The sequence below is a fragment of the Acinetobacter sp. GN11 genome (assembly GCF_054823985.1).
Map to the genome: position 1 here is coordinate 1 of NZ_JRVL01000192.1, position 8,907 is coordinate 8,907.

Annotated in this window: 5 protein-coding genes; 4 read left to right on the forward strand and 1 reads right to left on the reverse strand. The window is 39.2% G+C overall.

The features are described from left to right. Positions 1-86: 86 nt before the first annotated feature. The 4 genes from NL42_RS15450 (at position 87) to NL42_RS15465 (ending at position 7,686) form a co-directional block, all read left to right on the forward strand. The gene (locus NL42_RS15450; protein WP_461313409.1) at positions 87-1,898 is read left to right on the forward strand and encodes an ABC transporter ATP-binding protein; all 1,812 of its coding nucleotides are present in this window, start codon (positions 87-89) and stop codon (positions 1,896-1,898) included. After that, positions 1,895-3,727: an ABC transporter ATP-binding protein gene (locus tag NL42_RS15455; RefSeq protein ID WP_461313410.1), complete on the forward strand. Its 1,833-nt coding sequence runs from the start codon at positions 1,895-1,897 to the stop codon at positions 3,725-3,727. The genes NL42_RS15450 and NL42_RS15455 overlap by 4 nt, the downstream gene beginning before the upstream one ends. Positions 3,728-3,892: 165 nt before the next feature. Beyond that, on the forward strand, positions 3,893-6,385 hold the full coding sequence (locus NL42_RS15460; protein ID WP_461313411.1) for a TonB-dependent receptor plug domain-containing protein: 2,493 nt from the start codon (positions 3,893-3,895) through the stop codon (positions 6,383-6,385). 38 nt (positions 6,386-6,423) lie between these two features. Beyond that, positions 6,424-7,686, forward strand: coding sequence for a lipase family protein (locus NL42_RS15465; protein ID WP_461313412.1), 1,263 nt, complete (start codon positions 6,424-6,426; stop codon positions 7,684-7,686). A 94-nt stretch (positions 7,687-7,780) separates the two neighbouring features. On the opposite strand, the gene NL42_RS15470 is transcribed toward NL42_RS15465, so the two are convergent. Beyond that, a complete protein-coding gene (locus NL42_RS15470) occupies positions 7,781-8,869 on the reverse strand; it encodes an LLM class flavin-dependent oxidoreductase (RefSeq protein WP_461313413.1) in 1,089 nt (362 codons plus the stop codon). Positions 8,870-8,907: the final 38 nt, after the last annotated feature.

Genomic DNA, 8,907 nt, shown 5'->3' on the forward strand with positions numbered 1-8,907 from the left:
AAACAATAATTTAAAATATTTTTTAAGACCATTAATTTGGCATGAATCTCGCAATAAAACGGAATCTTAAATTTTTACTATCTTTTATGTTTAAAAATTATCCATTATTACGAAGTTTGGCTTTATATCGTTTCATGCCATTTCGTTTCTTATTGACGGCGACCTTATTTGTTATTGCGAATATAGGGTTAGCACTCCAACAATATTCAATTGGACATGCGATTGATACCTTAAAACATAGTGAACGAGCAACCTTATTTCATCATGTTATCACTGATCCTTTAAATCCTTGGTTTTGGTTCATTTTACTTACGAGTATTGCCAGTATTAGAGCTGTTATTCAGTATCTGGCAGGGTTAAGTGCTTTAACCATTGGTCAGCAACTACTGAGTATTTTAAGAGAAAGAATCTTTAGCCAAGTACAGTATTTAGATGTTTCATGGCACTGGAAACATGGCTTAGGAGAAGTATTATCTCGTACAACACGTGATTCAGATAAATTAAAAGAAGCATTGATCAATTTTTGGCGACAAGTGTTTGAGTCAAGCTTGGTTGTTACAGTAACCGTTGGGCTCTTGTGTTGGTATCATCCTTGGCTTGGCCTAGTTCCCTTATTATTTATTTTTTTAGGACTTTGGGTTCTATTTAAACTGACCAATCAATTGGTGGTTCTGGACCATCAAGTTGCATCTGCATATGAAAAAGTCAGCGATACCTTGGCAGAGAGCGTGAATGGAATTCGAGTGGTCAAAGCTTTTCAACTCGAAGAGAAACTCTTACAACGCTTTAACCATGCTGTAGATCTATTTATTTATCATTCTATTCAGACTATCAAGACAAGTGCGAAACGGTTACCTATTCCGCAAGTGATTATTGCGGGTTCTTACTTATGGGTCATTGCTTTTGGTGCTTATTTAATTGGTCAAAATCAGTTGCAAGTAGGGCAATTTGTTGCTGCCATTCTCATGGCAAATTTATTGGTGTTTCGTATTGAAAGTATTGGTCAGGTCTTACATATTTTTGCTGATGCGCGTTCGTCTGCAACAAGAATCTGGCAAATGCTAGATGAGAAGTCCGCAATTGAAGATCAACAATATCCTCTAACGTTGCAATGGCGTGATGAGTTAAGCATTAAATTAGAAAATGTCAGCTTTCAGGATAAAACAACAAAAAATTTTATTTTAAAGCAATGCAGTGTTGAATTTCGAGCAGGTGAAATCGTTACTGTTGTCGGTAAGACAGGCTCAGGTAAAACGACTTTGATGAATTTACTCAATCGGTTTATTGACCCAACAGAAGGGCAAGTTCTGATTGGCTCTGAGCAAATGGGATGGACGAATATTAAAGATTTAAGCCTATTTGAATTACGACATTTGGTTCAGATTATTCCCCAAGAAAATTTCTTTTTTAGTGGCACACTGGCAGATAACTTAAGAGTTGCTAAGCAAGATGCAACTGAGCAAGAGATGAAAGAGGCTTTGCATTTAGCTTCTGCATCTGAACTATTACAAAGACTTGATAATGGCCTAGACACATTGATTGGAGACAAAGGCGTTACCTTGTCTGGAGGACAAAAACAGCGGATTGCTTTGGCTCGTTCCATCTTAAAAAACTCGCCAATTTTAGCCTTAGATGACTCAACCAGTGCTTTGGATTCGACCACAGAAAAACAGGTTTTACAGCGACTATCAGCGCTTTCTGATATGGGAAATCATTTTAAGAAAACCATTATTATCAACTCTAACAAACAAACCACGATTGCTTTATCTGACCGAATTATTGTTATAGATCAAGGGCAAATTATTGCTCAAGGAACACATAATGAATTAGTACAAAGTTGTTCATTCTATCGAGAGTTGATGGGTTTTGAGTTGCCACAACAGGAGCTTGAAGCATGAATACAAGTGTTAAAAATTTCCGTCCGTTTGCAAAATCAGCCGATCTACAAATCGAAGAAAATTTGGCAAAGACCTCAATTCATAGAGGGATGTTGACGAAACTTATTCCTTTAATTTATCCCATCCGTTACTTACTGCTTGCTTTGATTGCAGTAGAAATTTTGCAAGTGATGAGCGTTTTTGTTCGGCCTTGGGTTGTGAAATATATTTTAGATTCGGGCTTCCAACAAATTGCTGGGAAAATGGTGCTACATCAGCCCGTTTTATTGATTGCGATTAGCATTTTAACGTTGAGTTGGATTTGTCGTTTTGCTTTAGCGGGGGTATCAAAATATTTGTCAGGTCGAGCAGCGTTGAAAGTGATTAATGGTTTAAGACGTACTTTGTTTCAGCATATTCAAAGTTTAAACATTGGCTATTTTGACCGTACTAAAGCTGGCAGAATTATTTCACGGGCCGATCGTGATGTCGAAACACTAGAGCCTGTTTTAATACAAGGGCCACCAGAGCTACTTTCGGCAATTTTGCGTTGTGGATTAGCTTCAGTACTTCTCTGGCATATCTATCCACCTTTCTTTTGGTGCTTATTTGCGACGCTACCCATTTTATTTGGAATGACCGCTATTTTTAAAAAGTCATCACAAAAACATTGGGGACGAGTTGCGGAGGAACGCAGTCGATTTACTGCTCATTTGGTTGAAACAGTAAATGGAGCAAAAATCATTCAGCAGTTAAATTACACCGAAACCAATCAATCTCGTTATCAAGATTTATTAAAAGACTTTAATAACTCTATTATTTATGGCAGCAAGCGAACCAGTTGGTTTGCTCCCTTTACAGGATTACTTTCAACACTAGCCACTGCCGGATTCATTGTGATTGGTAGTTATGCTTATAGTGACGGCATGATTAGTATAGGGCAGTTTGCAGAAAGTATTTTCTATGTGTTTTTATTCTTAGCGCCCTTACAGGAACTGACCGATCTATTTGAACGTTATGCCAATGGAGCGGCATGTGCGCAGCGAATATTTCTACTTTTAGACACCCAATCTACGATTCAAGAACAACCGAATGCTTTGAAGCTTGAACATTTAAATGGTCATATTCGATTTCAGTCGGTAGATTTTGCGTATACCCACAAACCTGTTTTACAAAACTTTAATTTGGACATTGAAGCTGGAAAAATAATTGCGATTGTAGGCCCAACCGGACATGGGAAAAGCACCATGGTTCAGTTGCTAACGCGATTTTATGAACCTCAGCAGGGTGGAATTTTTCTAGACCGTTATCCAATACAGAGTATTCATCTGACTAGCTTAAGACAACACGTGAGTATTGTTTTACAAGATAATGTTTTATTTAGCGGATCTATTTTAGATAACTTACGTCTAGTTCAACCTGATGCTTCAGATCAGAAACTTATCCAGGTTATTGAAGACTTAGGAGCGGATGAGATATTACAACAACTGCCGCAAGGCTATTTCACCGAAGTGGGAGCGCTTGGTAAAAATCTTAGTCATGGACAAAGGCAACTTGTTTGTTTAATTCGTGCTTATTTGGCAAACCCCAAAATATTAATTCTAGATGAAGCCACCTCTGCAATCGATATTTATACCGAGCAAAAAATACAATATGCGCTCAGACGCTTATGCCAAAATAGAACATGTATTGTCATTGCACATCGGCTGAGTACCATTCGTGAGGCCGACAAAATTGTCGTGATTGAAAATGGCCACGTCGTAGAGCAAGGTTCTCATGAGCAGTTAATACAGCAGCAGTCAGCTTACTTTCAGTTATATCAGTCGTATCTTCAAAATCAACTGGTCTAAACATCTTCGGAATTTAAAACTGTAGTTTTATAAACATTTTTTTGAATCATTGTTTAAATTTAAACAATGATTCTTTTATTTTATTTGATTAAATAATTGATAATAAATAATTTAATTGTTGGCATTGGCTTTGCTATATCGGTCTAGATCGTTAAGGAAGCTCATATGCGTACATATTTTTCTCAATTTATTATTCAGTCCTCACTTTTTGCACTGAGTGCACTTACTGCTTCAATTGCTTTGGCAAATGATCAAAAAAATTTGCCAGAGAAAGAGGATGCCATCACATTACAATCTGTGGTTGTTACAGGCTCTAGACGAGCAATTAGTAGCTCACTTGATGCACCTGCACCCGTTGATATTTTAACTGCCAAAGAGTTACAAGAGACTGGTGCGACTGATCTTGCAGCAGCGTTAACAAGGTTGTCTCCTTCGGTAACTTTACCGAGTTCTCCCGCAGGTGGGTTTGGGGCATCGGTTCCGCCAAGTATTGCACTTAGAGGATTATCTGCTGATCAAACTCTAATTTTAATTAATGGAAAACGTCGTCATACATCCGCTTATTTCACCCGCCAAGCCTATGCAGGTGGAAGAGGCGCAGCGGTAACTGACTTAAGTTTAATTCCAGTAAGTGCGATTGAACGTATAGAAATCTTGCGGGATGGTGCTGCCGCACAATATGGATCAGATGCAATCGCCGGTGTCGTTAATATTATTTTGAAATCAAGAGATCATGGCGGTGGAGTAAGCTATCAAACTGGTGGCTATACTCAAGGAGATGGTGAACAACATAAAGTTAATCTTTGGAAAGGTTTTGTGCTCCCTAATGATGGTGCTTTGACTATTGCATTAGATTTAGGCAAGCGTGAAGCTGCAAGTAACACAGCACCTGATACGCGAACTTTTTATGATGGTTCAACCAAGGCTCAATATACAGAACAAAATACACCCTATAGAACTTGGAAATTTGGCTCCCCCGAACAAAAAGATCAAATCAATGTGACTGCCAATCTAGATTTACCTTTGACAGATGACGTTGCACTTTATGGTTTTAGTAGCTATGGCCATCGTAAAACAATAGGGGAAAATTTTTATGAGCCACCAACAACCAAAACAGTACTAAATCAATCCAGCTATTTTAAAGAACGTTATCCAGATGGACGCTCACCATTGAGCTTAGTCACTGTAGATGATTTTGCAACGACCGTTGGAGTTAAAAAAGGAGAGCAAAAGTCAGGCAAATATGATCTTTATGCGACCTATGGACAAAATAAAGTCAGCACAGAACAAGGCAATGGCATTAACCCAAGTTACGGGTCAAATTCTCCTTCAAACTATGACTTGGGCGAAAATATTTTTTCACAATTAAATACAGGGCTAGATTATAGCCGTGATATTGCAATTGACTGGTTCGCAAGCCCACTCACATTGTCTACAGGGGTTTTATATCGTTGGGAGCAATATAAGCAAAATGCAGGTGATCCAATTGCCTATACCCGCGGCCCATATTTTAATCCAAGCACAACTTTGGGCGTTGGTGTTCCGGGAATATATGCCGGAATTACAGACCAAGATGAACGAAAAATTAGTCGCGATGTTTACGGTGTCTATCTAGATTTAGAAGCAGATATTATTAAAGACTTGAATGTGGGTGCCGCTGTTCGAAGTGAAAAATATTCAGACTTTGGTTCGACCACAAACGGAAAATTATTTGCTAAATATGATGTATCACCTAAATTTACGGTACGTGGTTCAGTAAATACTGGCTATAGAGCGCCGTCATTGGCACAGCAGGGCTATTCGGCTTATAGCGTACAAACAGTGCAGACCCCTTCAGGTTGGCAAGATGTTCAACAAAGAACTTTAGTTGCAGGAAGTGAGGCGGCTTTACTGATTGGCGGAACTTCTCTTAAACCAGAGAAATCGACGAATTATTCTTTAGGTTTTGTTTGGAAGCCACTTGCTAATACATCGGCAACTTTAGACCTCTATCAAATCGATATTAAAAATCGTATTTTGCTTTCAGACAATATTACTGGAAGTGTAATTACCAATGCTTTTGCCAATACACCGTATTCAAATATTGCCAATGTGGCATTCTTTAATAATTTACTAGATACACGTACTCAAGGCTTAGAGCTCGCGCTTAAGCATGATTTAAACCTTGAACAATATGGCAAGTTAAATCTGAATCTCGGTCTGGCATATAACAAAAATGAAATTACCGAAAGTAGAGATTCTATTACCGCAAAAGGTGAACGAATTCCTGTTTCAAGCATTGCAGGACGAAATACGCAAAGCCTGATTGAGTCTGCTGCACCGAAAACAAAGTTAACGCTTGGCGCACTTTGGTCAAATCAAGCATGGAGCGTGAATACCGCAATCCGTCGCTACGATAAATGGACCACTTTAAATAATACCAATACTGCACTAGACCAAACCTTTGACCCTCAGTGGATTGCAGATTTGGATATTGGCTACAAAGCGGATGCATTCGTGAAAGGCCTGAAATTCAATTTAGGGGCGATCAACTTATTTAATAGCCATCCTGATCAAGCCAAAGATTCTTCGGTCGGCAATATTGTCAAATATAGTTTTAATGCGCCTGAAGGAGCATTTGGAACGTATTTATATGGCCGCGTAAGTTACGAATTTTAAATCAAAAATGATGAGACAGTTTTTTAAGGTAAATAACAATGCAACATACTTTTTTATCAACTTTATGCAAGTTTTCTTTAATCACAACGATGTTAACTTCAAGTTGTTTGGCGACTGCTCAACAAGCTCCAGCACCTGAAGATAAATATGGAGATGGCCGAGTCTCTGACTTTTACACATGGAAATCGGCTATTCCAAATCAAGCTGGAAAATTATTAAAAACAGAAGCTATTCATAATCCTTATATTCGTTTGGCAAATGACAGTCAGGCTATTCGGATTCTCTACAGTTCTACCAGTGGTAAAGATAGCAAAACCCCTATTGTGGTTTCAGGCAGTATTCATTTACCAAAAGGAACGCCTCCTAAAGAAGGTTGGCCAGTGGTGCTATGGGCACATGGTACGGTCGGTTTGGCCGATGCTTGTGCGCCGTCTTGGAGTGGACGATCATACCGCGATGTACAATATTTAAATCGTTGGCTTAAAGAAGGATTTGCTGTTGTTGCCACAGATTACGAAGGATTAGGTGTTGCAGGACCGCATTTGTTAATTAATAACCCAATGCTGGCTTATAGTATTTTAGATAGTGGTAGAGCTGCTCTCAAAACAAAGTTACCACTTGCAAATAACTTTGTGATTGTTGGTCAATCTCAAGGAGGCGCTGGTGCTGTTGCGGCTTCTTCCTACTCAGCAACGTACGCACCTGACTTAAATATTAAAGGTTCAATTGGTACAGGCGTGATTTATCAAGATCCTGAAGCGACGCCTGAAAAAAATCAGTTAAAGTTAAATCCTTACGAAGTCAGCCCATCACTGGCTTATGGCATCTATAGTTTTTTAGTGACACAAAGTTTATATCCAGAAATTAAAACAGAGGATATTTTCACTCCTGAAGCTGCTCCTTTAGTTGAACAAGCAAGAAATGCCTGCTTAACAAGTTTTATGGGTGATATTCAAACCGCAGGACTTTCGCCAGCACAAGCATATAAACCTAATCCACCGGCAAGCTATAAAAAGCTGCAAGAGAAACAGTCAAATGATTATGGTTATTACCCTACATTAAAAATCAGTCATCCATTATTTATTGGGACAGGGGCAAATGATCGAACTCCAGATGCTCGTTCTCAAATGAAGCTGGTGGCAGATGCTTGTAAAGCAGGTACCGTGGTCGAAGGTCATTTGTATCATGGCTTAGGACATAGCGAAACTGTTAATGCTTCCTTAAAAGATTCAATTCCGTTTGCTAAAAAGGTGATTGCGGGAGAGAAAATTCAGGCTATTTGTAAACCTGACTTGCAATAAAAGATGGAATAAAGATTTTCTCACTGAAGAAAATCTTTATTTTAAAAAGCCGCTCTTCAAAAATATTGAATGAGCGGCTTTATGTTTTAAATGTTTAAGCGATTTGTTTTAATCTTTTGGCTGCCTCTTCACGTACAGCGGGGATGATATAACGACCATAGTCGACCGTATCATAAATAGGATCGTAGCCACGATTTAAAAAAGTCGTAACCCCTAAATCTACATAGTCGAGTAATGCCGCAATAATGGTGTCTGGCGTACCAACTAGGGCAGTCGTATCGCCATAAGCCCCGACAGCAGTTGCGGTTGGCATCCATAATGCGCGGTCATGTCGATCACCTTGCTGGGCTGCTGCCAATAAGCGCTGTGAACCTATGCCTTTGATTTTGTGTCCTGATAATGTGCCGTTATTTTGAAAAGTTGGATTGTTCTGAATGTCTGCAAGAATCTGTTCTGCTCGTTGCCAAGCAAGTTCTTCGGTTGCACCAATAATAAGACGTACAGATAAGCTAACAGGAGGCTGTGGTTTATTGGCTTTTTCTGCTGCGAGCTTCAATTTAGTAATTTGTTCTTTTACTCCAGCCAGTGGCTCACCCCACAATGAATAGAGATCTGCATGGCGGACTGCAATATCATAAGCAATGTCTGATGAGCCACCGAATGAAATCGGGATTGTACCGTTGACTGGCTTTAACGGGCAAAAAGCATTATCTAACTTAAAGTATTTACCTTCATAGCTAATGGGCTGATCACTTTTCCAGAGTTTCTGGATGATATCTAGATATTCACCCGTCCGTTCATAACGTTTAATTTTATCAACAATATAATCGCCCTCTTGAGGCTCGGCAGTAATTCCAGTAATTGCATGTAACTGGATTCTTCCACCACCCGTAGTATGGTCAAGCGTAGCAAAAGAACGTGCAGCTAGATTTGGAGTGAGCAGTGCAGGACGATGGGCAATCATAAAGCCGAGATGTTCAGTATGCTGTGCGAGATAAGCTGCAATTTGTGTACTATCTGGGCTGCTTGGTCCACTAGCAATTAAAACTTTATCAAAACCAGCATATTCATGTGCCCGTGCATGGTAACGTAGATATTCGAGGTCAATTTTATGGCCAATTCGCGTTCCTTTGGTTTCAGACCATTGGTTAGGAAAAACCATACCTACAAATTCGATGCTCATTATTAAACCTATTTTGTGGATTTTAAATGAATGAGCAA